Here is a 24,282-nt window from a genome sequence, read left to right as displayed (position 1 = left end):
CCACCCGCGAAACCGTCAATTGACCTGCCGCGGGCGCCCTCCTAAAACTCCGCCGGAATTGAAGAATTTGGCCGGACCGCGGCATTCAGGGAGAACAACGATGCGTGACGTCTTTATCTGCGATGCCGTGCGGACCCCGATCGGCCGTTTCGGCGGCTCGCTTGCCAAGGTGCGTGCCGACGACCTCGCCGCCGCGCCGATCAAGGCGCTGATGGCCAAGCACCCCAATCTCGATTGGGCGCAGGTGGACGAGGTGTTCTTCGGCTGCGCCAACCAGGCCGGCGAGGACAACCGCAACGTCGCACGCATGGCGTTGCTGCTCGCAGGCCTTCCCGACTCGGTTCCCGGCCAGACCCTGAACCGCCTGTGCGCCTCCGGCCTCGATGCAGTCGGTGCCGCCGGCCGCGCCATCCGCTCCGGCGAGATCGAGCTCGCCATTGCCGGCGGCGTCGAATCCATGACCCGCGCGCCCTTCGTGATGGGCAAGGCGCAGGAGGCCTTCTCCCGCTCGGCCGAGATTTTCGACACCACCATCGGCTGGCGCTTCATCAATCCGCTGCTGAAGGCGCAGTACGGCGTCGATGCGATGCCGGAGACCGGCGAGAACGTCGCCGAGGAATTCCAGGTCTCGCGCGCCGACCAGGACGCTTTCGCCATCCGCTCGCAGCAGCGCGCAGGCGCCGCGATCGCGGCCGGCTATTTCGCCGAAGAAATCACGCCGATCAGCATTCCCGGCGGCAAGGCCGGTCCGATCACGGTGGACAAGGACGAGCATCCGCGTCCCGAGACCACGCTGGAAGGCCTCGCCAAACTGAAGCCGATTGTGCGCAATCCCGGCACGGTCACCGCCGGCAACGCATCCGGCGTCAACGACGGCGCCGCCGCGATGATCCTGGCGTCCGAAGCTGCCGTGAAGAAGCATGGCCTGACGCCGCGCGCCCGCATCCTCGGCCTCGCCTCGGCCGGCGTGCCGCCGCGCATCATGGGCATTGGACCCGTGCCTGCGACCCGCAAGCTGATGGAGCGGCTCGGCAAGAAGATCAGCGATTTCGACCTGATCGAGCTCAACGAGGCCTTCGCCTCGCAGGGCATCGCCTGCATGCGCCAACTCGGTGTTGCCGACGATGCCGACTTCGTCAATCCGCATGGCGGCGCCATCGCGCTCGGACATCCCCTCGGCATGAGCGGCGCGCGCCTGGCGCTCACCGCCGTGCACGGCATGGAGAAGCGCGGCGGCAAGCTCGCGCTCGCCACCATGTGCGTCGGCGTCGGCCAGGGCGTTGCCGTGGCGATCGAGAAGCTGAACTGACGGGACGCTGCGCGTCCCGTCATCCCGGAGCCGCTCGTTAGAGCGGAATCCGGGATCTCGAGATTCCGGGTTCAGCCCTGTCGGGCTGCCCCGGAATGACGGGCGACCGGGAGGCAAGCATGATCATCGAACGTGAGCAGGACGTCACGGCCGCGGCACTGGCGGTGATGGAGCGGACGTCCGATCCGCGGCTTCGCCAGATCATGGTCTCACTGGTCAAGCACCTGCACGCCTTCGTCCGCGATGTTCGCCTGACCGAGGCGGAATTCCGCGACGCCACGGCGATCGTGGCCGAGCTCGGCAAGCTGACCACCGATACGCATAACGAAGTCGTGCTGATGGCCGGCTCGCTCGGCGTCTCGCCGCTGGTGTGCCTGCTCAACAATGGCGATCAGGGCAATACGGAAACCGACCAATCGCTGCTCGGACCGTTCTGGCGGTTGAACTCGCCGCGGGTCGAGAACGGCGGATCGATCGTTCGCTCCGAGACCCCGGGTGCGCCGCTGTTCGTCAGCGGCCGCGTCGTGGACAAGGATGGCCGTCCCGTCACTGGGGCGGAGGTCGATGTCTGGCATGCCTCGCCGGTCGGTCTCTACGAGAACCAGGACCCCGAGCAGGCGGACATGAACCTGCGCGGCAAGTTCACGACCGACCAGGACGGGCGCTTCGCCTTCCGTTCGGTGATGATGGTTGGCTATCCCATTCCGACCAGTGGTGTGGTCGGCCGCCTGCTGAAGGCGCAGAGCCGGCATCCCTATCGTCCCGCGCATCTGCACGCGCTGATCTTCAAGCCCGGATTCAAGGTGCTGATCTCGCAGGTCTACGACCCCGCCGATCCGCATATCGACAGCGACGTGCAGTTCGGGGTGACGCAGGCGCTGATCGGCAAGTTCCTGCGCCACGATACGCCGCATCCGACCGCGCGCGACGTCGCGACGCCCTGGTACTCGCTCGACCACACCTACCGGCTCGAGACCGGCGAGGCCGTGCTGCCACGTCCGCCGATCAAATAGGGCGCGGCTGCGGCGCAGAGAGGCTGCTAAACCCGCTTCCCCCAATTAGTTATATCCTATAATGATTGGCGGAAGTGTTGACCGGCCGGACCAAAATGGGCCGGGGGAGGAGTTCGCCAATGACATTCATCTATCCCGTCGATAGCAACAAGGCGCATCCGCTGCCGCTGTCGCCCGAGTACAAGAGCTCGATCAAGCGCGCACCGAACAAGCCCTTGATCCCGATGCGCCACACGCTGTCGGAATTGACCGGCCCGGTCTACGGCCACGAGACCGTGCGCGAGGGCGACAACGATCTCACCACACAGCATACCGGCGAGCCGATCGGTGAGCGCATCATCGTGCACGGCCATGTGCTCGACGAGGACGGCCGCGGCGTGCCGAACTCGCTGGTCGAGATCTGGCAGGCCAATTCGTGCGGCCGCTACGTTCATGTCCGCGACCAGCATCCGGCGCCGCTGGATCCGAACTTCACCGGCGCAGGCCGCACCCAGAGCGATGCCTCCGGCTACTACCGCTTCGTCACCATCAAGCCCGGCGCCTATCCGTGGGGCAATCACCACAACGCCTGGCGTCCCGCGCACATCCATCTCTCGGTGTTCGGCCATTCCTTCGTCACGCGCCTGGTGACGCAGATGTACTTCCCGGCCGATCCGCTGTTCCCGTTCGATCCGATCTTCAATTCGGTGCCGGACGAGAAGGCGCGCGCGCGGATGGTCTCGTCGTTCGATCTCGAGAACACCCAGCCCGAATGGGCGCTGTGCTACCGCTTCAACATCGTGCTGCGCGGCAAGAACGCCACGCCCATGGAGAACCACTAACGTGCAGGATTCTGTGAAGCCCGAGGGGATCACCCCATCGCAGACCGTCGGTCCGTTCTTCAAATACGGCCTGACGCCGACCGGCGACTACGCCTGGAACGACGCGTTCACCAACTCGACGCTGACGCCCGACGTCACGGGCGATCGTGTCCGCATCGAGGGTCGCGTGCTCGACGGTGACGGCGTCGCCGTGCCGGATTGCATGCTGGAGATCTGGCAGGCGGATGCTCAAGGCCGCTTCGCCGACCCGCAGGACAAGCGCGCGCTGCCGAACGCCAGCTTCCGCGGTTTCGCCCGCTGCGGCACCGACAAGGACGGCAATTACGCCTTCGACACCGTCAAGCCGGGCGCGGTGCCCGATCCCGACGGCAAGCCGCAGGCGCCGCATATCCTCCTTGCGGTGTTCGGCCGCGGCATGCTGCGGCATCTCTACACCCGGATCTATTTCAGCGACGAGGCCGGCAATGCCGCCGATCCCGTGCTGGCGCTGGTGCCCACTGAGCGCCGCGCCACGCTGATTGCAACGCGCGAGGCCGGCAAGCCGGTCTATCGCCTCGACCTGCGTTTGCAGGGCGACAACGAGACGGTGTTCTTCGACGTGTGAGGCGGCACGCGTGGCGGCGATATCGACGGCCGGCACGCGTTTCTCATCCAGCGCAACCGAGTCGGCTGCTGCTCCGCATCGGGCCTGAGTCGTTTCTCTTCGCGCCGTGAGTCGGTCTCGCTGCCTGAAAACCGACCGTTCGACATCCAATTCCCGTAATTTTCCGGTCTCCGCGGAATACAATTTCCGCGCGAAGCAATCCCGTGTTTACCGCAATCGTTTAGGGTCCGTTCGGATTTCGACCAGCGGCATTGGATTGTTCCATGAAATTTCGTCTCTCGCTTTCTTCTGCGGTCATTGCATTCGGGATCGTTCTCGCCATCGGCTTCACGGCGGTCGTTTCCACCAGCCTCTACGCCCTGCGCGAGCTCAAGGTCGGCGGTCCGCTCTATTCCGACATCAAGCTGGGCAACGACCTCATCGCGGACATCCTGCCGCCGCCGGAATATGTCATCGAGGCCTATCTCGAAGCGACCCTCGCCATGCGCGAGCCGGATCAGCTGGCGGCCCATGGCGAGCGCCTGGTCCAGCTCCGCAAGGATTACGACGAGCGCAAGGCATTCTGGATCGCCTCCAGCCTCTCGGCCGATCTGAAGAACGCGCTGGTGTCGAAGTCCGATGCCGAGGTACAGAAGTTCTGGAAAGTCCTGTCCGATCAGCTCCTGCCGGCCCTCAAGGCCAAGAACAGCGCCGCTGCCGAAGGCGCCTACGCGCAGCTCAAGGACGCCTACACGGCCCACCGCGCCGTCATCGACAGCATCGTCGAGAGCGCCAACAAGCAGAACGCCGACATGGAGAAGCTGGCCGCGGAGCGCGACAGCACCATGCTCTATATCCTCCTCGGCGTCTCTGCCGCCGTCCTGGCCTTCGTTGCCGCAGGCCTGCTTGGCGTTGCCCTCGGCGTGGTGCGCCCGATCGTGCGCATGACGGATACGATGCAAAGGCTCGCGACCGGCGATCTCGCCGCCGACATTCCATTTGCACACCGCCAGGACGAGGTCGGCTCGATGGCGGGCGCGCTTGTGGTGTTCAAGCAGGCGGCGGCCGAGAATTCGCGGCTGCGCGAGGAGCAGTTGCAGAAGGAGCAGGAGGCCGCGCTCGCCAAGCGCGGCGCCCTGCACCAGATGGCCGAGACCGTCGAGCGCGAGACCGGGCGCTCGGTCGACACCGCGAGCGCGGCGAGCCAGGGCGTCGAGCGGGCCGTCTCCAGCCTGTCCGAGATCGCGCGATCGCTGTCCTCGGAGTCGCAGGCGGTGGCCGCGGCCTCCACCCAGGCCCTCGGCAGTTCCCAGACCGTTTCGGCCGCGGCCGAAGAACTGAGTGTTTCGATCCGCGAGATCGCGGGCCAGGTCGCGCGGACCAGCACGGTCACCAGATCGGCCGTTGCCGGCCGTGAGCAGGCGCGTTCGACCATTCAAGCGCTGGCGGGATCGGTGAAGAAGATTGCCGAGGTCTCCGATCTCATCGGCGGCATCGCCGGCCAGACCAACCTGCTGGCGCTCAACGCCACGATCGAGGCGGCGCGCGCCGGCGAGGCCGGCCGCGGCTTTGCGGTGGTGGCCGCCGAAGTGAAATCCCTGTCCGACCAGACCGCCAAGTCCACGGAGGAGATCGGGCGGCTGATTGCCGAGATCCAGGCCTCGACGCAGGCCGCGGTCGATGCCGTCGAGACCATGGGGGGCCACATCGTCGAGATCGACGGCGTGGCGTCCTCGGTTGCTGCCGCGATGGAACAGCAGGACGCCGCGACGCGGGAGATCGCGCGGTCGATTTCCGAATCGGCGTCCGCCGCGAAGGAGGTCTCGGCCAAGATCGGCAATGTCAGCCGCGACGCCGCCTCCGTGAACGAGCGCGCCGCGGAGGTCAGGCAGGCGATCGCCGGCATGGCGTCCAATCTCGAACAGCTGCGGTCGGTCGTGGTCCGGACTGTGCGCGACTCGACCGCCGCGGCTTGAGCCCGGCATCGCGTCGGCCGCTGGTGCCCGGGGGCGTGATCGTGCAGTATGGCGCGGGACAGGGGCATCGTGGCTATGACATCTCCACAATTGCCGGCGGTCGTTGAGTCCGCCCAACTGACGGCGGCGCTGCGCAGGGGCGGCGTGCTTGACGCGGGCGCGGTGCGCGAGGTGAAGGTGCTGCATCAGCGTGACACCCTCGTGTCACAGATCGTCAGGCTCGGGCTGCGCTATGTCGGCGAGTCCGCTGGCGCCCCGCAGTCGCTGATCCTCAAGACTCCCAATTCCGCTTTCGCCGAGAGCCTCGCCAATGGCGGCCGGCGCGAGGTGGACTTCTACACGCAGCTTGCGCCGAAGATGCCGCCGGGACTGGTGCCGCGCTGCTTTGACGGGCATTTCGACGAGGACGGCCCCACCTGGCACCTGCTGCTCGAGGACCTTACCGACAGCCATGAGATCGCAACGAAGTGGCCGCTGCCGCCGTCGCGTGAGCAGGCGATGGCGATCGTCACGACACTGGCGCGCTGGCATGCGGCATGGTGGGACCATCCCGGTCTTGGCGACACCGTCGGCACCTGGGCGAGCGCCGAGGACCGCGCGCAGCACATGGAAACCTTCGCCGGCCATTACGACCGCTTCGCCGATCTGCTCGGTGATCGCCTCGGCGAAGAGCGCCGCACCCTCTATCGCCGCCTGATCGAGCACTCGGCTCGGCTATCCCAGCGCTATCATTCGCGGCGTCACATCAGCATTGCCCATGGCGATGCCCATATCTGGAATTTCATGCTGCCGCGCCCCGGCGTCGCGGATACCGTGCGCATCTTCGATTTCGACCAGTGGCGCATCAACGTGCCGACGAGTGACCTTGCCTACATGATGGCGATGCAATGGTACCCGGACCGCAGGCAGGCGCTCGAACGGCCGCTGCTCAATCGTTATCACGAGACGCTGGTCGCGAACGGCGTCAGCGGCTACACGCGCGGCGCGCTCGATCAGGACTATCGTCTGTCGGTGCTCTGGCACATCACGGGGCCGGTCTGGCAGTGGAGCATCAACATCCCGCCGCTGATCTGGTGGAACAATCTGGAGCGGGTGATGATGGCGGTCGAGGATCTGGGGTGTGAGGAGTTGTTGGGGTAGGCGACGCTACATACTTGCTGTCGTCCTGGCGAAAGCCAGGACCCATTACCCCAGGGCGAGGTTGTGGCGCGAAGCTGGTAATCACGAGTCTTCGCCAAACTCCTCCCTGGGGTAATGGGTCCTGGATCTGCGCTTCGCTTGTCCAGGACGACGGCGGAGCTTGTGACGCCCCTCCCCTTACTCCATCACCGCATGTTCCGGCCCCGCGGCCTGCCTGCGCAGCGTGGCCTTGGTCGAGCCGATCAACAGGGCGAGCGGGATGGTGCAGAGGATGAAGACCATCACCAGCATATAGTCGTGCGCGAAGGCGATGATCTGCGCCTGCACGCTGACCATCCTGTCGGCCATGGCGCGGCCCGCGTCGGTGGATAAGTTGATCATGCCGCTGACGCTGGGCATCTGGAGCGCGTGGTTGAACGGGTTGACGTGCTCGGACAGGATCGCATAGGTCCGCCGCGTGCCCTGCGTCAGCTGGGCGATGACGACGGAAATGCCGACCGAGCTCGCGACGTTGCGCATCAGGGTCAGCATCGCGGTGCCGTCGGTGCGCAGCTCGTTCGACAGCGTCAGGAACGCAACGGTCGAGAGCGGCACGAAGACCAGGCCGAAGCCAAAGCCCTGGATGACGCTGACGGTCACGATCTCCGGCACCTGGGTCAGGTCGGTCCAGCCGGTCATTTGATACAGCGAGCCCGCGGTCAGCGTCAGGCCGGAGATGATCAGCGTGCGTGCCTCGAAATAACGCATCATGCGGCCGACCAGCATCATGGCGAAGAAGGTGCCGAAGCCGCGGCTCGCCAGCAGCAGGCCGGCGGTGATGATGGGGTAGCCGATCACGTTCTGCATGTAGGGCGAGGCCAGCGCCATGGTCGAGAACAGCACGAGCCCCATCACGACCATGAACATGCAGCCGGTGACGAAATTGCGATCCTGGAACAGCGCGAAGCGGATGAACGGCGTCGAGGTCGTGAAGGAGTGCGCGACGAAGAAGTAGAACGCGACGGCGGAGACGATGAACTCCGCGACGATCTCATTGGATTCGAGCCAGCCCAATTGCTCGCCGCGGTCGAGCGCGAGCTGAAGCGAGCCGATCGCGACCGCCAGCGCAGCGAAGCCGAACCAGTCGAATTTGAGGCTGATGTCCTTCCTGGTCTCGTCCATGAAGATGATCAGCCCGAGCACGGTGATGGCGCCGAACGGCAGATTGACGAAGAACACCCAGTGCCAGGAATAGGTCTCGGTGAGCCATGCCCCTAGCGAGGGACCCATGATCGGGCCCATCATCACGCCCATGCCCCAGATCGACATCGCCTTGGCGCGTTCCTGGAGCGTGTAATAGTCGAGCATCACCGACTGCGACAGCGGCACCAGCGCCGCGCCGAACACGCCTTGCAGCAGGCGGAACAGCACCATCTGGTTGATGTCCTGCGCGAGGCCGCACAGCACCGACGCCATGGTGAAGCCGGCGGAGCAGATGATGAAGATGCGCTTGCGGCCGAAGCGGTTGGCGATCCAGCCCACCGGCGCCGTCATGATCGCAGCAGCGACGATGTAGGAGGTCAGGACCCAGTTGATCTGGTCCTGCGAGGCCGACAGCGTGCCCTGCATGTAGGGCAGGGCGACGTTGGCGATGGTGGTGTCCAGCGCCTGCATGATGGTCGCGGTCATGGCGCAGATCGTCACCATGTTCCGGCGCAGGCCGGGGACCATCAGGCTGGCATTGGGGCCGGACATCGGATCAGTCCTTGTCCTGGCCCGCGGTCGCCGACAGGCCGAACAGGCCGGCGAGCGAGCGCCGATGGCCGGTGTCGATGGTGGCGTAGACGCTCATGCCGGCCTTCAGCTTCCGCACGTATTTGTCGGTCTCGTCGAAATAGATGCGGATCGGCACGCGCTGCACCACCTTGACGAAATTGCCGGTGGCGTTCTGCGGCGGCAGGATCGCGAACTGCGCGCCGGTGCCGGGCGAGAGCGAGCCGATCTTGCCCTTGAACACGTGGTTCGGGAACGCGTCGACCTCGAGGGTAACAGGCTGGCCTTCGGTGACGTAGGTGAGGTCGCTTTCCTTCGGATTGGCGTCGACCCAGGGATGGGCGACGTCGATGATGGAGAACACCGGCGTGCCGGCAGTGACGTAACGGCCGAGCTGAATCTGCTCGACCTGCGTCGCGACGCCACCCATCGGCGCGCGCACCACGGCGTGATCGAGATTGCGCTCGGCGTTGTCGAGCTTGGACTTGGCCTGCGCGTAGGGCGGGAATTTCTCCAGCGGCAGGTCGGTATCGCCGAGCAGTTGCGTCTTGGCCGCCGAGATCTGCTGCTTGACGTATTGCGCGATCGAGCCTGACGTGACCAGCGCGTTCGCGGCGTTGTCGAGGTCGAGCTGCGAGCCGTAGCTGTTCTTGACCAGCGCCTGCTTGCGCTCGACGTCGCGCTGCTTGAGGTCGACGCCCTGCTGGGCGAGGCTCAGCATGTCGCCGTAGATCTTGATGTTGGCGCGGAGATTGTCGTAGGTCGACTGCGCCTGCGCGAGCTGCGCCCTGGCCTCGTCCACCGCGAGGCGGAACGGCACGGGATCGATCTCGAACAGCTCATCGCCCTGCTTGACGAGCTGACCTTCCCTCACGACGACCTTCTCGATCTTGCCGGAGATGTCGGGCGTCACCAGCACCTTCTGCGCGCCGACATAGGCGTCATCGGTACCGACATAGCGGCCGCCATTCAGATAGAAGGTCAAGCCGCCAATGGCGACGACGATCGGCAGCACGACCATCAGCAGGAAGCGGCGATAGCGCCGCAGGCCTGCGACGATGCGGCGGCGGGGATCGGTGCCGGCTTTCTTGGTGGGCTTGCCGCTGTCGATCTTCTGCTCGGGCTGGAACTTGATGACTTGATCAGCCATAGCGCTGCTCCTTACGTGCTTGTTCCGCTCCGGATGTCTGGATCGCGGTACGCACGTTTTCCTTGATTGCTTCGAGTTGGGTGAGGAGGCGATGGGCATCCGCCGGATTGATACCGTCGAGCGCGTTGGCCGTGATTTCGGACCTGAGCCCGCTCATCTTGCCGAGCAATTGCCGGCCGGCCTTCCTCAGGTAGAGGCGCTTGACGCGCCGGTCCGAGGCGTCGCTGCGGCGCTCGATCCAGTCATTGTCGCAGAGCTTGTCGATCAGGCGCGTCAGCGTGATCGGCTGCACCTCGAGGAGCTCGGCGAGCTCCGACTGCTTCATGCCCTCGCTACGCTCGACCTTGGCCAGCACCGCCCATTGCGCGCGGGTGATGCCGAAGCGCGACGCCTCCTTGTCGGCATAGACGCGCAGCAGGCGATAGAGCTCGGCGAGCGTAAACAGGAAGTTCTGGTCCACGGGCCCGCGGCTCATGAGCTTGGTCTCCTATAAGCTTGAGATACTATAAGCAAGCTTATGATTTTTTCATGGCGGGGTAACGGGACGCTGTCCCGCTGCAAGAGCATGGCTGACCGCCGTTCGCCGGTCGTGCTTTGGGTTCCCTCGCCGAAATGCTAGAAGGCAGGCCAAATGACCCTCGCAAAGCCGGCATTCCCCGCGCCCGACCACGATCACGGCCGCTGCACTGCGGACGCGCTGGCGCATGCCGAGGAGGTTTGCGAGCAGCGCGCGCAGAAATTCACGCCGATTCGCCGCCAGGTGCTCGGGGCGCTGCTCTCCAGCCACCGCCCGCTCGGGGCCTACGAGGTGATCGACGAACTCGCCAAGTCGATGCCGCGGCCGGCCCCGATCACGATCTACCGTGCTCTCGATTTCTTGATGGCCAACGGCCTCGTGCACCGCATCGAAAGTCGCAACGCCTATCTCGCCTGCGCCGCCCACGACCACGATGCGACCTCCGCGGTGGCGTTCCTGATCTGCGAGCGCTGCGGTCTGGTCGGCGAGATCCCGTCGGCGTCCTTCGCCAAGGATATCAACGCCGCTGCGCGCAGCTCAGGTTTTGCCCCCAAATTGTCTGTGGTGGAGATCACGGGCATCTGCACCCATTGTCAGAAAACTGCATAAAGCAACAACGGCGCAAAGCCGATATCGGGAAGAAATGTCCTCACCTCAAGCCATACCGTCCGCCGGTCGCCCCCTCAGTGCCGGCGCCATCGCCCTGATGCTGATGCTGTGCCTGACCTGGGGGTTCAACCAGATCGCGGTGAAGCTGGTGCTGCCGGACATCCCGCCGATGCTCCAGGCGATGATCCGCTCGATGGGCGCGCTGCCGGTACTCTTCATCATCGGCACGCTGCGCGGCGTCAAATTCTTCGAGAAGGACGGCACGTGGAAGCCCGGCCTGATCGCCGGGCTGATGTTCGGCATCGAGTTCGTGCTGATCTTCCAGGGCCTGCGCCTCACGCCGGCGTCCCGGGCCGTGGTGTTTCTTTACACCGCACCGTTCTTCGTCGCGCTCGGCTCTTACCAGGTGCTCGGCGAACGGCTCGGCGGCACGCAATGGCTGGGGCTCGCGGTGAGCTTTGCCGGCGTCGCGCTCGCGATCGGCGTGCCGCAGCCGGATGTCGACGCCAAGGTGCTGCTCGGCGACCTCATGATCGTCGGCGGTGCCGCGCTGTGGGCGGCCACCACGCTGGTTGCCAAGGGCACGCGGCTGCGCTTCGCCGCGCCGGAGAAGGCGCTGGGCTACCAGGTTGCGACCTCGATCCCGATCCTGGGCCTGGCGGCCTGGTTGTTCGGCGAATCCATCACCCACACCCCGGCGCCGCTGTCCCTCGCCCTGATGGCCTTCCAGGCGATCTGGGTGGTGGGAACCACGTTCACGCTTTGGTTCGCGCTGGTGAAGGCCTATTCGGCCAGCAAATTGTCCGCTTTTACCTTCATCACCCCTTTGTTTGGCGTGGTGGGTAGCTATTTCATCATGCACGACACCTTGAGCCTGACATTCGGGGCCGCCGCGGTCCTTGTAATTGCTGGGCTTTTTCTGGTTAACCGTCCCAGCCAAACGGCTGCGGCGCCGCGCGATGCATTGCTGAACGTCACCAAAACCTGATATTTGGACCCCATGAACAAGCTCGAAGACACCATCGATTCAGACATCGCGGGCCCCGCGCCCCGGCACCGGACCACCCAGGTCAAGGTCGGAGACGTCGCCGTGGGCGGCGGTGCGCCGATCGTCGTGCAGTCGATGACCAACACCGACACCGCCGATATCGACGGCACCATCGCCCAGGTTGCAGCGCTCGCGCGCGCCGGCTCCGAAATGGTCCGCATCACCGTGGATCGCGAGGAGGCCGCGGCCGCCGTCCCGCACATCCGTGACGGCCTCGCCAAGCGCGGCATCACCACGCCCTTGATCGGCGACTTCCATTATATCGGCCACAAGCTGCTCGCGGCCTATCCGGCCTGTGCCGAGGCGCTCGCCAAGTACCGCATCAATCCCGGCAATGTCGGCTTCAAGGACAAGCGCGACACCCAGTTCGCCGACATCATCGAGATCGCGAACAAGAACAGCAAGCCGGTCCGCATCGGCGCCAATTGGGGTTCGCTCGACCAGGAGCTGCTGACCAAGCTGATGGACGAGAACGCCGCGTCCGCCAATCCGCGCGACGTGCGCGCGGTGACGCGCGAGGCCATGGTGCAGTCGGCACTGCTCTCGGCCGCGCGCGCCGAAGAGCTCGGCATGCCCAAGGACCGCATCATCCTCTCCGCAAAGGTCTCGGCGGTGCAGGATCTCATCGCGGTCTACCAGGATCTCGCATCGCGCTCCGACTACGCCATCCATCTCGGTCTCACCGAGGCCGGCATGGGCTCGAAGGGCATCGTCGCCTCCTCGGCCGCGCTCGGCATCCTGCTGCAGCAGGGCATCGGCGACACCATCCGCATCTCGCTGACGCCGGAGCCCGGCGGCGACCGCACCCGTGAGGTGCAGGTCGGCCAGGAGCTCCTGCAGACCATGGGCTTCCGCACCTTCGTGCCGCTGGTCGCGGCCTGCCCCGGCTGCGGCCGCACCACCTCGACCACGTTCCAGGAGCTGGCGCGCTCGATCCAGGATTTCATCCGCGACGAGATGCCGGCCTGGAAGACGAAATATCCGGGTGTGGAAGAGCTCAACGTCGCGGTGATGGGCTGCATCGTCAACGGCCCCGGCGAATCCAAGCACGCCAATATCGGCATCTCCTTGCCGGGCACCGGCGAAGCGCCGGCCGCGCCCGTCTTCGTCGACGGCAAGAAGTTCCGCACGCTGCGCGGCCCGACCATTTCCGCCGACTTCAAGGCGCTGGTGATCGACTACATCGACCAGCGCTACGGCCAGGGCGCCAAGGTACCGGTGACCGCGGCGGAGTAGTCGTTCCCAAACATTGGAATCGTGAGGCGGGTTCGCGAAGCGTAACCCGCCTTATTTTTTGCGCGGGTCGTAGCCCAGATTGCGCTTCGCTCCATCCGCGCTACGATGTCTCCAATCAAAATGATCGGGAGACACGCCATGAGCTCACTCGCCGGCAAGCAGGGTCCGCGCTATCGCCACATGGCCGAGGACGGCGCGCCTTACGAAACCATCGCGGTCGAAAAGCTCACACCGATCATCGGCGCGGAAATCTCCGGCGTCGACATCGGCAGGCTCGTCTCCGATGACGTTCGTTCCAATCAACAGATGGACGAGATCCATCGCGCACTCGCGGAAAATCTCGTCATCTTCTTCCGCGACCAGCACATCTCGCCACAACAGCATCTCGCCTTCGGCCGCAAGTTCGGCGAGCTGCATTTCCATCCCGCAGCGCCGCACGAGGACGAAGACCCGGCACTGATGAAGATCTATGCCGACAAGAACTCGCCGCGCGCCAACGGCGAGGGCTGGCACTCCGACGTGTCCTGCGACCTCGAGCCGCCAATGGGCTCGATCCTCTACATCAAGCAGTGCCCGCCCCGCGGCGGCGACACGCTGTTCGCCAACATGTATGCGGCCTATGAGGCGCTGTCGGATCGCATGAAGGCCTATCTCGACGGCCTGACCGCACTGCATGACGGCGAGCCGATCTATCGCGGCCTCTATGCCAACTATGGCGTCGCCGATCGTCCATCCTATCCGAACGCGGAGCATCCGGTGCTGCGCACGCACCCGGTCACCGGCAGGAAGGCGCTCTACGTCAACCGCGGCTTCACTCGCCACATCAACGGCATCCCGCGCGACGAGAGCGACGCGATGCTCGCCTATCTCTACCAGCACGCCGAGAACCCGCTGTTCCAGTGCCGCTTCCGCTGGACCGAGAACGCCATCGCCTTCTGGGACAACCGCTGCACCCAGCACCGTGCGATGTGGGACTACTGGCCGCACACGCGCTCGGGGACACGGGTGACGGTGAAGGGGGAGCGGCCGGTTTAGGCATGGCTGCCGTAGGGTGAATATGGCGCGTCAGCGCCGTGCCCGCCATCTCGCTGTGCATGCAACAGGACGGTGGGCACGACGCGCGAAGAGCGCGCCTTTGCCCACCCTACGAAACCGTTCTTGCGTTGACGTCGTCTCACGTCCGCGCCAATCTTCCCAAAAACAAATCGGGAGGATTTTCCATGCTCCGCGCAGAGGACAATAAATTCCTGACCGAGTCCGGCCCCGGGACGGGCATGGGCGAGCTGCTGCGCCGCTTCTGGATTCCTGTGCTCCTGTCGAAGGAGCTTCCTGAAGCCGATGGCGAGCCGAAGAAGATCGTCGTGCTCGGCGAGGAGCTGCTCGCCTTCCGCGATTCGCGCGGCGTCGTCGGTGTCATCGATCAATACTGCCCGCATCGCGGCGCCAATCTCTGGCTCGGGCGCAATGAGGAATGCGGCATCCGCTGCGTCTATCACGGCTGGAAGTTCGACACGGACGGTCGCTGCGTGGACATGCCGACCTCCTATCCCGATCTCAACGCCAAGGATCTCATCCGCATCAAGTCTTATCCGGTGCGCGAATGGGGCGAGATGATCTGGGCCTATATGGGCCCGGCGGACGTCATGCCCGAGCTGCCCGATCTCGAAATGGCGATGCTGCCGGCCTCGCATCGTTACGTCAGCAAGAAATGGCAGGACTGCAACTGGGTGCAGGCGCTGGAGGGCTCGATCGACACCGCGCATTTCACCTTTGCGCATCTCTCCTTCGACAAGGAGGAGAACGAGATCCTCGACATCAAGAAGCATTTTGTGAATCCGATCGCGCGGATGTCGAGCGACCACATGCGCTGGATCGCCGAGGACCCGCGGCCGGTGATCAAGATCGCCCCGCACGACGCCGGCCTCTCCATTGCCGGTGGCCGGCTCACCGGCAGCGACAACATCTATTGGCGGATCGCGCAGTTCCTGATGCCGTTCCACGCCTACGCACCGAGCGCGATGCCGGGCGAGAACATCTTTGGCCAGACCTTCGTGCCGGTCAGCGATACCAATTGCTGGATCTACACCTACGCCTGGAATCCGGAGCGGCCGCTGACGCAGGCCGAACGCGACGCCTATGACCGCGGCAATGGCGTGATCGCGGAGGTCGACGACAATTACGTGCCGCTGCGCCACAAGGGCAACGACTATCTGATCGATCGCAAGCTCCAGAAGACGAGGAGCTATACCGGCATCAAGGGCGTCTCCGAGCAGGACGCCGCCGTGCAGGACAGCCAGGGGCCGATCGCCGACCGCACCCGCGAGCATCTCGGCCCGACCGATCTCGGCATCATGCATTTCCGGAAAGTCGTGATGGATCTGGCCCGCGCGCTCCAGCGCGGCGAAGCGCCGCCGCAGGCCGCGCATCAGGATCGCTACGCGGTGCGCTCCGGCGCCTGCGTCACCAGCAAGGCCAAGGACCTGCCCGCGGTGATGCTGGAACGTTTTGGCGATGTCGCGGGCTTCGTCGGCCGTCCCAAGGTCGCAGCAGCGGAGTAGCGCTTGGGCCAATTGCGCAGCATCATCGCCGGATTGGTCGCGTCGACCCTGCTGTCGTCGCTTGCCCCTGTCGAGCGCGGACATGCCGCTGCCGCGCGAACAATGACGAAGCCGCCGGCGTCACCGGCCAAATGCCAGATGCCGAAATTCCGGATCGTCGTGGATGTCGGGCACACCCCGGACTCCTATGGCGCGCTGAGCGCGCGCAATGATACGGAATTCGGCTTCAACTTCCGGCTCGGAAAGCTGATCACGGCGAAACTCAGGGACCAAGGCTTTGCCGCAACCCGCCTGCTCGTGACGGACGGCAAGGCGCGGCCGAGCCTGTTCAAGCGCGTCAGTGCCGCGAATGACGGCCGGGCCGATCTCCTGCTGTCGATCCATCACGACTCGGTGCCGGACAAGCTGCTCGAGACCTGGGAATTCGACGGCGCGATGAGTTATTTCAGCGATCGGTTTTCAGGCCATTCGCTGTTCGTATCCGAACGCAATTCGCACTTCGCCACCAGCCTGTTGCTGGCCCGGATGATCGGCCGGCAGTTGAAAGAGCAGGGCCTGCATTATGCCAGCCAATACACATTGCCGGTGATGGGGCGCTACCGGCGCCAATTGCTGGACAGGGATTTCGGTGTCTACCGCTACGACGGGCTCGTCGTGCTGTCGCGAACGAACAGCGCCGCGGTGCTGCTCGAAGCCGGCTCGATCATCAACCGCGACGAGGAGATGGCGATGAACTCGCCGGAGCGGCAGGAGATGATCGCGGGAGCCGTCGCGGCGGCGATGGGGGAGTTTTGCGAGAGGCGGTAGTGCTGACATCGGGCGTCGCGATGCTCACCGTCGTCGTCCTGGCGAAAGCCAGGACCCATTACCCCAAGGAGAGGTCGCGGAGCCATGCTGGCAACCGCGAGTCTTCGTCAAACTGCTCCCTGTGGTAATGGGTCCTGGATCTTCGCTCGCTCTGCTCGCTTGTCCAGGACGACGCAAGGAGATTGACGTCGCGCAGCCAACCCGTATCGCTGTCCGACAGCGCACTACAGCGGCACGCCCCGATACTCCCGGTTCGCCAGACTCGCCTCCTCCAGATCCAGATCCCGCTCGATCCGGCGCCGCGTCTCGTCGGTGATCTGGCCGTCGCGCAGGAGGTCGTGGATGAATTTTCGTTCGGCGGCGATCAGCTCGCGGGTCAGCGCGGTGCCGGCGGCGGAGACGTCGTGATGGGTGGGATCGAGTGAATCAGGGAGCTGGTTGACGCGGATCTCGTGGCGGGCGCGCAGCAGCCGCATCACCTCGTCCGACACCTCCTTCGCCTCGGTCAGCGCATCGAGCGACTTCAGCGCAGCGTCGAGCGCCTGGCGGCGTGCCGCGATCTCGGCCTCATGCTCGGCGACATGCTCGTTGCGGCCGGCTTCGGCGACGCCGAGCCAGCGCACCACCGGCGGCAGCGTCAGTCCGACGCCGATCAGCGTGACGAAGATGACGCCGAAGGCGACGAACAGGATCAGGTCGCGATACGGAAAGGCATTGCCATCAGGCAGCGTGAACGGCAGCGCCAGCGCCGCCGCCAGCGACACCGCGCCGCGCACGCCGGTGAAGGCGAGCACGAACGGCCATTGCCATGGCGGCGACGGGTCGCGCTTGCGCAGCGATTTGGAGAGGATCCGCGGCAGATAGGTCGCGGGATAGAGCCAGGCGAAACGCGCGGTCACAATGATCGTCAGCACGACGGCGGTCGCGATGAGAATGTCGTCGAGCGGGAACGCCTTCGATTTCTCGTAGAGCGCGCGCATTTGGAAGCCGGTGAGCAGGAACAGCAGGCCCTCGATCAGGTAAATGATGAGGTCCCAGAAGAAGATGCCTTGCAGGCGTGTCGCCGAGGAGATCAGCAGCGGGCCGTTCCAGCTCACATAGAGGCCGCAGGCGACGGTGGCGATCACGCCGGAGCCGCCGACATGCTCGGGCAGCCAGTAGGAGACGTAAGGCGTGATCAGCGACAGCGTCAGCTCGACCTGCTGATCTTTCGCCCATCTGCGGAAGCGCAGGGAAAGCCAGCCGACGCCGATGCCGAAGGCGATCTCTCCGGCGATAATGAGGACAAACTCGCCGGCCGCCATCGGAAGCGATAGATGGCCGACCATGATGGCGGCGAGCGCGAAGCGGTAGAGGATCAGCGCGGTGGCGTCATTCGCGAGCCCTTCGCCTTCGAGTATGACCAGGAGGCGGCGCGGTATGTTGAGCCGCCGCGCGATCGCGAGCGGCGCCACCACGTCGGGCGGCGCGACGATGGCCCCGAGCAGGAAACCGATGGCCCATGGCAGGCCGATCAAATAGTGCGTGGCGGCCGCCACCATCGCCGCGGTGAAGATCACCGCGCCGACCGCGAGCAGCACGATCGGGCGCAGATTGTTCCGGAACTCGCGCCAGCTCATGGCGACGCTCGCCGAGTAGATCAGCGGCGGCAGCACCATCAGCAGCACCAGCTCCGGCGGCAGTTCCACCGGCGGCATGCCCGGCACGAAGGCGAGGCCGACACCGGACAGCATCAGCAAGATCGCAGGCGCGATGTTGAAACGGCGGGCGACGAGCGCGGTGCCCGCCAGCACCGCGAGCAGGATGAGGAAGGTCTGGAATTTCGCTGCGATCATGGCCTGTCTTCGCCCGGAAGCGGCCAAGAGGTCAATGCGGGGGCCTTACGCCAGGCGCCCTGCCACCATGCGTCCGATGCGCGCGAACACGGCCTCGATCTGCCGGCGAGCCGCCCTGGGTGTAGGCCGCGATCAGGATCGGCGCATCGGGCTTAGTATCGGGCTTGGGCCAGGCGACCGCGATATCGCCCGATGCGTCCTTGCCGTTGTTGCCGGTCTTGTCGCCGATGGTCCAGCTCGCGGGCAGGCCGCCGCGCAGCCGGTTCGCACCGGTCTTGCAGCCCACCAACCATTCGGTGAGCTGGGCGCGCGACGCCGGCGACAATGCCTCGCCCGTCACCAGCCGCCGCAGATTGCCGGCCATCGCGGCCGGCGTCGTGGTGTCATGGGGATCGCCGGGCGCTGACTTATTGACCTCAGGCTCGTTGTGGTCGATCCGTGAGGTGGTGTCGCCAAGCGATCGCCAGAACGCCGTGAGGGCGGCCGGCCCTCCGATCCGTGCCAGCAGCAGATTGGCGCAGGTGTTGTCGCTGAGCTCGACGATCGCCTTGCACATCTCGGCGACCGACATCTTGCCGGCCGCGAGATTTTGCTTGGCAACAGGCGCATAGCTCAGCAGGTCGGCCTGGCCGTAAGGGAGCATGGCCGCGAGCTGCTCCTCGCCGCGATCGACCCGCGCCAGCACGCAGGCCGCGAGCGAGGCCTTGAACGTCGAGCACATGACGAACCGCTCGTCGGCGCGCCAGGCGATCTTCGCGCCGGTTGCAAGGTTCTCCGCATAGAGCCCGATCCGTCCGCCGCTTTCGCGCTCATAGGCTTCGAGCTCAGGCGGCGCGTCGGCGGCGAGCACGGGAGTGGCGGCCATCCAGCACAGCGAGGCGAGGAGGGAGCGGCGGTCGAGCAGCATGGGGGACCTTTGGGACAGATGGAACAGGGGGAGGGAAGGTCGCGCACGATTGTCCCACATCGTCATTGAGAGCGTAGCGAAGCAATCCAGTGTGTTTCCGCGGAGAGATTCTGGATTGCTTCGCTACGCTCGCAATGACGGAGGATGGGCATCGAGCGCGGCAGATATTGGGCAGCGGGAGATTGAGGCTCCCTCACTCCCTCAGGTCATACCGGTACGATTTCGACACGATCTGCCAGCCGTCGGCGAGCTTCATCGCCACCAGATAATCGGTGAAAAAACGTGGCGGCAGTTGGCACCGGACCTTGATGAAGGCGGTCTTGTCGTCCGAACGGTCGATGGTGACGATGAAATCCTCGCGCGGCTTGCCTTCCGCCTTGGCCGAGGGGCGCTTGCGCACCCAGGCGAGCCAGTCCGGCACGGTCAGGATCTTCAGCTCGCCCTTTTCCACCCAACGCAGATCGGCGGACGGATGGAATACGTCGCCGAGCTTGTCGGCGTCGCCCTCGTAGAGCCCGTCAAAATAGCTTTGCACGACGGCCTCGACGCTCGAACGATTCTGGCTCATGGGTCATCCCTTTGAATGATGGCTCGGCGGGAATTTAGTCGTACGCATAAAAATGCGCTATGGGTGTGTCAACCATTTGCACGCAGGCGTTGCCATGACCGGATCAGAAAATTCGAATGCTCGTATCCTCACCGGCGAATGCTACTGCCGCGCCGTGCGCTACGAGGTCGCGGACCAATTCTCTTACGCAATGAACTGCCACTGTTCGAATTGCCGTCGCACCACCGGCTCCGCCTTCAAGCCGTTCGCCGGCATCGCGCAAGAGAAGCTCCGCATCGTCCGGGGTGACGACCAGCGGATCATTTTCGGGGACGACACCACCCATGACGCCCACTGCGCTCGTTGCGGCTCGCTGCTTTATTCCCGGGTGCGCGACGGAAAATGGGTCCATGTCGCGATGGGAACCCTGGTCGATGCCCCCTCGATCCGGCCGAGCGCCCACATTTTCGTCGGTTCGAAGGCGCCCTGGCATGAGATTACGGACAATCTGCCGCAATATCGGGGGCACCGGGGACGGATGAGGGAACCCGGCCGGGACCCCAGCGAACCGCGACGGCGCTGGCGCGACGAACCAAAGGGGGCATTCGATCTGACAAGCACCGGCGCTGGAGCCTGCTAGTACCCGGAATCAGAGCTGAGTGATACGGCGGCCTTTGAAACGGCGTTGACGGACCTTTTTCTTGGTCCAGACGAAGGGCTCGGCTCTGTCGTTGTATGCGTTGACGTAGGCATCGATGTGTTCCTGAAGCTGCTTGAGGCTCGTGAAGGAGGTGCCGCTGAGCGACTGCCCCTGCAAGATGGAAAACCATACTTCGACCTGATTGAGCCATGACGCACTTGTCGGCGTGAAATGAAATTGCACGTTGGGGTGGGCCTTGAGCCAGTCCTCGTTCTTTTTATGGGTGTTGAGGTTGTCGAGGATGACGTGAAGCTTGCGGTTCGGAAAAGCCGCGGTGACGCTGTTCATGAAATCGAGAAACTCGACGCGGCGCCGGCGTTTTGAATGGGTCGCGATGATCTTTCCGGTGGCGACTTCGAGCGCCGCAAACAATGTTGTGGTGCCATGCCGCTTGTAATCGTGGCTTTGGCCGGTCAAGGCGCGGCCATTGGGCAACTTCAGATAACCCTGCGCTCGCTCCAAAGCCTGGATCGAGGGCTTCTCGTCCACGCACAGCACAATGGCCTTCGCCGGCGGCGCGACATAGAGGCCGACAACATCGGCGGCTTTGGCCGTAAAGTTCGGGTCGTTGCTCTCGCACCAGGACTTGCGAGCCACCAGGTCAATCTTGTGGCTGCGCAGGAACCGCCAGACATATTGGACATCGACATCGCCCAGCGCCTCGGCCAGCAGGGGGCCGGTCCAGCGCGCAAACCCTTGCGGTGGCGGCTTATCCAGCAGCTTCAGAATCCGCTTGTCGGTCGTCTTCGTATAGATCGGCTGCTTGCCAGGCCGCGGCTTGTCTTGCAGCCCTTCAAGGCCATGGTCGGCATAGCGATGCCGCCAAAGGCTGACAATCCGCGGCTGGACCCCAACTTCCTTGGCGATCGACCGGGTGCTGCGCCCATCCGCCGCCAACAGAACTATCCGCGCCCGCTTCAAATCGCGCTGCAACGTCACCGGTGAGCGACAGCACGCCTCAAGCACCTTGCGATCTTTCCTCGAAAGGTGGACTTCTCTTGCTTCGGGTATCATCCCGACCTTGAATCACGACTCACGTTCCAAGAAAAGTGGGTACTAGAACGATCCCAAAGGGGGGCTCGAACGGCCCTGAACTTCGGAATTCGTGTCATGCGCAATTTGCTCAGACTTTGCCCGCTTCTCCTCGCCCTCGCGCTGCTGTTCGGCGCAGAACCTGCTTTTGCCGGAAAGCGCGTGGCGCTGGTACTGGCCAATTCGGCCTATCAGCACGCGCCGTCACTCACCAACCCTGTCAATGACGGTTCGGTGATGGCGAAGACGCTGAAGGATGCCGGTTTCGACATTGTCGATTCCCGGCACGATCTGTCGGCCCTCGAGGCGCGGCGCGTGCTGCGCGACTTCGCGGACGCGACCCGCGATGCCGACATCGCCGTGGTCTACTATGCCGGTCACGGCATCGAGGTCGAAGGCTCCAATTATCTGATCCCCGTTGACGCCAGGCTCGAGCGCGATACCGACGTCTATGACGAAGCACTCTCGCTCGACCGCGTCCTGGTCGCCGTCGAACCCGCCAAGCAGCTTCGCCTGGTGATCCTGGATGCCTGCCGCGACAATCCGTTCGGCAAGACCATGAAGCGCTCGGTGGCTTCGCGCGGCATCGGCCGGGGCCTCGCCCAGGTCGAGCCGAGCAGCCCCAACACGCTGATTGCCTATTCGGCCAAGGCCGGCTTCACGGCGCAGGACGGCGACGGTGCCAACAGCCCGTTTACGGTTGCGTTGTCGAAGCACCTGACGACGCCGGGCCTCGATGTCCGCCGCGCCTTCGGCTTCGTGCGCGACGACGTGCTCAAGTCGACCGGCAACAAGCAGGAGCCGTTCGTCTATGGCTCGCTCGGCGGCGCCGACGTCCCGCTGGTGCCGGTCAAGGTGGCGGCTGCAGCGTCGCCCGTGGCGAACCCGCAGGCCGACATCCGCCGCGACTACGAGCTCGCGCTCCAGGTCGGCAACAGGGCGGCATGGGACGCCTTCCTCGCCCAGCATCCCGACGGTTTCTATTCCAGCCTCGCCAAGCTTCAGCTCGAGAAGATCGGCGCCGAGCAGGCCCATGCGGCGGCGATCGAGAAGGCCAAGCAGGCCGAGGCCGAGCGCGATCGTCTTGCCGCCGTCGGTGCGCAGAAGGATGCGCAGGCCAAGGCCGCGGCCGATGCGAAGGCCGCCGAGCAGGCGCAGCTTGCCGCCCAGAAGGCGAAGGAGCAGGCGCAACAGCAAGCGGCCGCCGCCGAGCAGCAGCGCGTCAACCTTGCCGCCGCGGCCCCGAGCGCTGCGCCGGCCAGCACGGCGAGCCCGGCCGGCACCAACGTTGCGTCCCTGACGCCGGCGACCACGCCGGCCGATCTCAGCCGCTCGGTCCAGACCGAGCTCGGCCGCGTCGGCTGTTTCTCGGGCCAGGCCGACGGCAACTGGAACACGTCTTCGCAGCGGTCGCTGTCGCAGTTCAACCGCTATGCCGGCACCAAGCTCGACGTGAAGGTGGCGAGCACCGATGCGCTCGATACGGTCAAGTCGAAGCCGTCGCGCGTCTGCCCGCTGGTCTGCGAGCACGGCTTCAAGGCCGACGGCGACGAGTGCACCAGGATCGTCTGCGGCGACGGCTATGCGCTGAACGACGACAACGAATGCGAGAAGAAGCGCGCCGCCAAGCCGACGGCTTCCAAACCCGCGACCTCGCGGCGCGACGACAGCGAGGATCGCCCGGCGCGGCAGCGTCCGCAGATCGGCGCCGCGGGCGGCCTCGGGGGCTTGGGCGGCGCCGCTGCCGGCATCGCGACCGGTGCGCGGCGCGCCTTAGGCGGCGGGCAGGTCTTCTGCACTAATGGCGGCTGCCGTCCGGTCAACCGCGGTTGCCATCTCGAGTATCGCGGTGGCGGCGGCCCCGGCAACGATGCCAACGCCGAGGTGTGTAATTGAAGGGCACGGTGTCGTCCCGGCGAAGGCCGGGACCCATAACCACAGGAAGTGGTTTGGCGAAGATTAGCTATGATCTATAGAGTCTTCGGTACTCGCACCGTTCTCATACGATAGATCACGCGGTATGGGTCCCGGCCTTCGCCGGGACGACGTTACGTCGCAATCGCGCTCGCCGCGATGTTCACCGTCAGCGCCAGCAAGGCCGTGTTGTAGATGAACGAGATGATGCCGTGCGCGGTCGCGGTGCGGCGGATGGTCTTGTCGGTGATGCCGACATCGGAGACCTGCGCGGTCATGCCGATCACGAACGAGAAATAGACGAAGTCCCAATAATCGGCGTGATCTTCCTTGTCGCCGCTCGGGAATTGCAACCCGCCCGGCGGGTGCCGATAGTAATCATGGGCGTAATGCAGCGCGAAGGTTGTATGCACGGCGGCCCATGACAGCGCGATGGTGGTGATCGCGATCGTCAGCTCCGTGGCGCCGCGATGGGCGCCGAGCTCGGCGACGATCGCCGCGATGCTCGCGAATGCGCCGATCGCCGTCACCAGCAGGATCACGAAGCGGCCGTCGTCCTGCATCGCAGCGTTGCGGCGGATGTGCTGGTGGTCGTTGTTCAGCATCATCACGTAGACCAGCACCAGATAGGCCGCGATCAGCGCATCCCAGCCGAGCACGAGCCGCGTCGCCAGCCGCAGGGAGCCGGGCAGCAGCAGGCAGACCAGAATGCCGAAGCCGAGTGAAATGAAAGTCCGCGGCCGCGCGTAAATCACGCGCATCGGCCGCGACATTCTCTGGAAGCGCGCGAGGACGGGATCTTCCTTGTCGACGCCCGTCATCGCCCGG

20 protein-coding genes and 2 pseudogenes are annotated in these 24,282 nt (G+C 65.0%); 14 read left to right on the top strand and 8 right to left on the bottom strand.

Annotated features, from left to right (window positions below):
• Positions 1–100 precede the first annotated feature (100 nt).
• The 6 genes from pcaF to ACFLEY_RS45865 all read left to right on the top strand — a co-directional run bounded on the left by pcaF (position 101) and on the right by ACFLEY_RS45865 (position 6,842).
• A complete protein-coding gene (gene pcaF, locus ACFLEY_RS45890) occupies positions 101–1,309 on the top strand; it encodes a 3-oxoadipyl-CoA thiolase (protein WP_028172612.1) in 1,209 nt (402 codons plus the stop codon).
• 119 nt (positions 1,310–1,428) lie between these two features.
• Positions 1,429–2,322 (top strand): dioxygenase, encoded by an 894-nt coding sequence (locus tag ACFLEY_RS45885; RefSeq protein WP_060912787.1) that lies wholly within the window; start codon positions 1,429–1,431, stop codon positions 2,320–2,322.
• A gap of 119 nt (positions 2,323–2,441) precedes the next feature.
• The gene (gene pcaH / locus ACFLEY_RS45880) at positions 2,442–3,143 is read left to right on the top strand and encodes a protocatechuate 3,4-dioxygenase subunit beta (RefSeq protein ID WP_028172614.1); all 702 of its coding nucleotides are present in this window, start codon (positions 2,442–2,444) and stop codon (positions 3,141–3,143) included.
• A 1-nt stretch (position 3,144) separates the two neighbouring features.
• Positions 3,145–3,747 (top strand): protocatechuate 3,4-dioxygenase subunit alpha, encoded by a 603-nt coding sequence (gene pcaG / locus ACFLEY_RS45875; RefSeq protein WP_082755677.1) that lies wholly within the window; start codon positions 3,145–3,147, stop codon positions 3,745–3,747.
• Between the two features lie 263 nt (positions 3,748–4,010).
• Positions 4,011–5,702 carry a methyl-accepting chemotaxis protein gene (locus tag ACFLEY_RS45870; protein ID WP_011083751.1) on the top strand — a complete coding sequence of 564 codons (1,692 nt, stop codon included), beginning with the start codon at positions 4,011–4,013 and terminating at the stop codon, positions 5,700–5,702.
• 48 nt (positions 5,703–5,750) lie between these two features.
• Positions 5,751–6,842, top strand: a complete 1,092-nt coding sequence (locus ACFLEY_RS45865; RefSeq protein ID WP_011083752.1) for a phosphotransferase — start codon at positions 5,751–5,753, stop codon at positions 6,840–6,842.
• Between the two features lie 177 nt (positions 6,843–7,019).
• Here ACFLEY_RS45865 and ACFLEY_RS45860 read toward each other — a convergent pair whose 3' ends face one another.
• The 3 genes from ACFLEY_RS45860 to ACFLEY_RS45850 are packed head-to-tail and all read right to left on the bottom strand — an operon-like array spanning position 7,020 to position 10,219.
• Positions 7,020–8,576, bottom strand: coding sequence for an MDR family MFS transporter (locus tag ACFLEY_RS45860; protein WP_011083753.1), 1,557 nt, complete (start codon positions 8,574–8,576; stop codon positions 7,020–7,022).
• A gap of 4 nt (positions 8,577–8,580) precedes the next feature.
• Entirely contained in the window at positions 8,581–9,744 is a 1,164-nt protein-coding gene (locus ACFLEY_RS45855) for an HlyD family secretion protein (protein WP_028172618.1), read from the bottom strand.
• Entirely contained in the window at positions 9,737–10,219 is a 483-nt protein-coding gene (locus ACFLEY_RS45850) for a MarR family winged helix-turn-helix transcriptional regulator (protein WP_011083755.1), read from the bottom strand. The genes ACFLEY_RS45855 and ACFLEY_RS45850 overlap by 8 nt, the downstream gene beginning before the upstream one ends.
• A gap of 156 nt (positions 10,220–10,375) precedes the next feature.
• On the opposite strand from ACFLEY_RS45850, the gene ACFLEY_RS45845 reads away from it, so the two are divergent.
• The 6 genes from ACFLEY_RS45845 (at position 10,376) to ACFLEY_RS45820 (ending at position 16,519) form a co-directional block, all read left to right on the top strand.
• Positions 10,376–10,870: a Fur family transcriptional regulator gene (locus ACFLEY_RS45845; RefSeq protein ID WP_011083756.1), complete on the top strand. Its 495-nt coding sequence runs from the start codon at positions 10,376–10,378 to the stop codon at positions 10,868–10,870.
• 34 nt (positions 10,871–10,904) lie between these two features.
• Positions 10,905–11,858, top strand: a complete 954-nt coding sequence (locus ACFLEY_RS45840; protein WP_011083757.1) for a DMT family transporter — start codon at positions 10,905–10,907, stop codon at positions 11,856–11,858.
• A gap of 12 nt (positions 11,859–11,870) precedes the next feature.
• A complete protein-coding gene (gene ispG, locus ACFLEY_RS45835; RefSeq protein ID WP_060909482.1) occupies positions 11,871–13,154 on the top strand; it encodes a flavodoxin-dependent (E)-4-hydroxy-3-methylbut-2-enyl-diphosphate synthase in 1,284 nt (427 codons plus the stop codon).
• Between the two features lie 138 nt (positions 13,155–13,292).
• Positions 13,293–14,189 carry a TauD/TfdA family dioxygenase gene (locus ACFLEY_RS45830; protein WP_028172619.1) on the top strand — a complete coding sequence of 299 codons (897 nt, stop codon included), beginning with the start codon at positions 13,293–13,295 and terminating at the stop codon, positions 14,187–14,189.
• A 185-nt stretch (positions 14,190–14,374) separates the two neighbouring features.
• Positions 14,375–15,712, top strand: a complete 1,338-nt coding sequence (locus ACFLEY_RS45825) for a Rieske 2Fe-2S domain-containing protein (protein WP_011083760.1) — start codon at positions 14,375–14,377, stop codon at positions 15,710–15,712.
• A gap of 3 nt (positions 15,713–15,715) precedes the next feature.
• On the top strand, positions 15,716–16,519 hold the full coding sequence (locus ACFLEY_RS45820) for an N-acetylmuramoyl-L-alanine amidase (protein ID WP_060909481.1): 804 nt from the start codon (positions 15,716–15,718) through the stop codon (positions 16,517–16,519).
• 224 nt (positions 16,520–16,743) lie between these two features.
• Here ACFLEY_RS45820 and ACFLEY_RS45815 read toward each other — a convergent pair whose 3' ends face one another.
• The 3 genes and pseudogenes from ACFLEY_RS45815 to ACFLEY_RS45805 form a co-directional block, all read right to left on the bottom strand.
• Positions 16,744–18,354: a Na+/H+ antiporter gene (locus tag ACFLEY_RS45815; RefSeq protein WP_011083762.1), complete on the bottom strand. Its 1,611-nt coding sequence runs from the start codon at positions 18,352–18,354 to the stop codon at positions 16,744–16,746.
• Positions 18,355–18,399: 45 nt separating this feature from the next.
• A pseudogene (gene bla / locus ACFLEY_RS45810) lies at positions 18,400–19,261 on the bottom strand (class A beta-lactamase).
• Between the two features lie 193 nt (positions 19,262–19,454).
• Positions 19,455–19,829, bottom strand: coding sequence for a nuclear transport factor 2 family protein (locus ACFLEY_RS45805; RefSeq protein WP_011083764.1), 375 nt, complete (start codon positions 19,827–19,829; stop codon positions 19,455–19,457).
• A 94-nt stretch (positions 19,830–19,923) separates the two neighbouring features.
• Between ACFLEY_RS45805 and ACFLEY_RS45800 the strand changes: the two are divergent.
• Positions 19,924–20,343, top strand: a pseudogene (locus tag ACFLEY_RS45800) (GFA family protein); the annotation flags it as partial.
• A gap of 114 nt (positions 20,344–20,457) precedes the next feature.
• Here ACFLEY_RS45800 and ACFLEY_RS45795 read toward each other — a convergent pair.
• Positions 20,458–21,522 carry an IS630-like element ISRj1 family transposase gene (locus ACFLEY_RS45795; protein ID WP_026192128.1) on the bottom strand — a complete coding sequence of 355 codons (1,065 nt, stop codon included), beginning with the start codon at positions 21,520–21,522 and terminating at the stop codon, positions 20,458–20,460.
• A 96-nt stretch (positions 21,523–21,618) separates the two neighbouring features.
• Between ACFLEY_RS45795 and ACFLEY_RS45790 the strand changes: the two genes are divergently transcribed.
• The gene (locus ACFLEY_RS45790) at positions 21,619–23,436 is read left to right on the top strand and encodes a caspase family protein (RefSeq protein WP_211434330.1); all 1,818 of its coding nucleotides are present in this window, start codon (positions 21,619–21,621) and stop codon (positions 23,434–23,436) included.
• A 152-nt stretch (positions 23,437–23,588) separates the two neighbouring features.
• On the opposite strand, the gene ACFLEY_RS45785 is transcribed toward ACFLEY_RS45790, so the two are convergent.
• Entirely contained in the window at positions 23,589–24,275 is a 687-nt protein-coding gene (locus tag ACFLEY_RS45785; protein ID WP_028172626.1) for a DUF1345 domain-containing protein, read from the bottom strand.
• Between the last annotated feature and the right edge of the window lie 7 nt (positions 24,276–24,282).

It is taken from the genome of Bradyrhizobium sp. YCK136 (assembly GCF_044570075.1).
GTDB lineage: Bacteria > Pseudomonadota > Alphaproteobacteria > Rhizobiales > Xanthobacteraceae > Bradyrhizobium > Bradyrhizobium diazoefficiens.
The sequence above is the reverse complement of the archived record's forward strand: the minus strand, read 5'-3'. Positions and strand labels throughout refer to the sequence as shown.

What these genes read in the sequence shown, in the direction of transcription:
- ACFLEY_RS45850 (WP_011083755.1), bottom strand. Translation starts at nt 10,219, where the DNA reads ATGAGCCGCGGGCCCGTGGACCAGAACTTCCTGTTTACGCTCGCCGAG.
- ACFLEY_RS45830 (WP_028172619.1), top strand. Translation starts at nt 13,293, where the DNA reads ATGAGCTCACTCGCCGGCAAGCAGGGTCCGCGCTATCGCCACATGGCC.
- ACFLEY_RS45840 (WP_011083757.1), top strand. Translation starts at nt 10,905, where the DNA reads ATGTCCTCACCTCAAGCCATACCGTCCGCCGGTCGCCCCCTCAGTGCC.
- ACFLEY_RS45795 (WP_026192128.1), bottom strand. Translation starts at nt 21,522, where the DNA reads ATGATACCCGAAGCAAGAGAAGTCCACCTTTCGAGGAAAGATCGCAAG.
- ACFLEY_RS45860 (WP_011083753.1), bottom strand. Translation starts at nt 8,576, where the DNA reads ATGTCCGGCCCCAATGCCAGCCTGATGGTCCCCGGCCTGCGCCGGAAC.
- ACFLEY_RS45865 (WP_011083752.1), top strand. Translation starts at nt 5,751, where the DNA reads ATGGCGCGGGACAGGGGCATCGTGGCTATGACATCTCCACAATTGCCG.
- ACFLEY_RS45855 (WP_028172618.1), bottom strand. Translation starts at nt 9,744, where the DNA reads ATGGCTGATCAAGTCATCAAGTTCCAGCCCGAGCAGAAGATCGACAGC.
- ACFLEY_RS45825 (WP_011083760.1), top strand. Translation starts at nt 14,375, where the DNA reads ATGCTCCGCGCAGAGGACAATAAATTCCTGACCGAGTCCGGCCCCGGG.
- ACFLEY_RS45885 (WP_060912787.1), top strand. Translation starts at nt 1,429, where the DNA reads ATGATCATCGAACGTGAGCAGGACGTCACGGCCGCGGCACTGGCGGTG.
- ACFLEY_RS45870 (WP_011083751.1), top strand. Translation starts at nt 4,011, where the DNA reads ATGAAATTTCGTCTCTCGCTTTCTTCTGCGGTCATTGCATTCGGGATC.
- ACFLEY_RS45790 (WP_211434330.1), top strand. Translation starts at nt 21,619, where the DNA reads ATGCGCAATTTGCTCAGACTTTGCCCGCTTCTCCTCGCCCTCGCGCTG.
- ACFLEY_RS45785 (WP_028172626.1), bottom strand. Translation starts at nt 24,275, where the DNA reads ATGACGGGCGTCGACAAGGAAGATCCCGTCCTCGCGCGCTTCCAGAGA.
- ACFLEY_RS45845 (WP_011083756.1), top strand. Translation starts at nt 10,376, where the DNA reads ATGACCCTCGCAAAGCCGGCATTCCCCGCGCCCGACCACGATCACGGC.
- pcaF (WP_028172612.1), top strand. Translation starts at nt 101, where the DNA reads ATGCGTGACGTCTTTATCTGCGATGCCGTGCGGACCCCGATCGGCCGT.
- ispG (WP_060909482.1), top strand. Translation starts at nt 11,871, where the DNA reads ATGAACAAGCTCGAAGACACCATCGATTCAGACATCGCGGGCCCCGCG.
- ACFLEY_RS45805 (WP_011083764.1), bottom strand. Translation starts at nt 19,829, where the DNA reads ATGAGCCAGAATCGTTCGAGCGTCGAGGCCGTCGTGCAAAGCTATTTT.
- pcaH (WP_028172614.1), top strand. Translation starts at nt 2,442, where the DNA reads ATGACATTCATCTATCCCGTCGATAGCAACAAGGCGCATCCGCTGCCG.
- ACFLEY_RS45815 (WP_011083762.1), bottom strand. Translation starts at nt 18,354, where the DNA reads ATGATCGCAGCGAAATTCCAGACCTTCCTCATCCTGCTCGCGGTGCTG.